Below are 856 nucleotides of genomic sequence, written 5' to 3' on the forward strand. Positions count from 1 at the left end.
TTAACGGCCGTAGTTGAAAGGTACAGGTCCATGTCGTCTTGACAAGTGAACTCAGAAAGGACACGTACAAATCTCGAAGCCAGACGACTCCACAAACAACAACGATAAATCTGCTCATTCGTCGCTTTGAATTTAACACCTGCTTGTACAGGTTTTGCGTTTGTAATCCCTAGTTGGGTTAGTTCTTCAACTAATAAATTCTCAAGGCCGTTTGAGGTAACCGCTAGATATTGATTCATAGTGTTCTTTTATTGATAAAAATGAGCTCGATTATACCTTATTTAAGTCAATAAGCGTCACTCTAAACACATCTTTTCATTGATTCTTCCACCTAATTGCTCAGCAAATGTTCGCTATACGAAGCACTTGCTAACTCCGAAGCCCAAGCCACACCGAACGGTCAAAAATCGTCCTCCCCACAGACTTTATTCAATGAATATTCACGTTCAAACGACTATTTGAATTATTATTCGCACCAATACTGGTATATACCAAACCAAAATTCACACTGAAAGTTGCTTACAAAACCCCATAAACAGGGAATTTTAACACCCTATTTTCAAATATTGGCTCAAAAACGTGTTGGAATTAAGTTGAAAAAATAAGCGTGACTTGTGTAAAAAAGCGCCTCATAGACAAATTATCTATGAGTGATTGGGTTGGAATACTGAATTTCAGGTATAAAAAAATCGACCCTGAGGTCGATTTTCTTGAGTGTGAGAGCGTTGTTTTTGACTAGCCTACCATCGCTATGTGGCGGTGATGATGCAATATGGCATTTGCGTCTACCATTCTATCGTGCATCACTTTAATTGAATCACCAAACTGAAGTGCTTTAGAAGAAGTTAAATTGAAC

The 856-nt window shown here is 38.3% G+C and carries 1 protein-coding gene and 1 pseudogene; both read right to left on the reverse strand.

Features of this window, described 5'->3' with window-relative positions:
- Nucleotides 1-239, reverse strand: a pseudogene (gene rlmL / locus KIV40_RS26810) (23S rRNA (guanine(2445)-N(2))/(guanine(2069)-N(7))-methyltransferase); the annotation flags it as partial.
- Nucleotides 240-735: 496 nt separating this feature from the next.
- Nucleotides 736-856: cell division protein ZapC domain-containing protein (locus KIV40_RS26815; protein WP_375164888.1), on the reverse strand; the 121-nt coding region annotated here is incomplete at its 5' end.

Source organism: Vibrio sp. D173a (assembly GCF_030248475.1).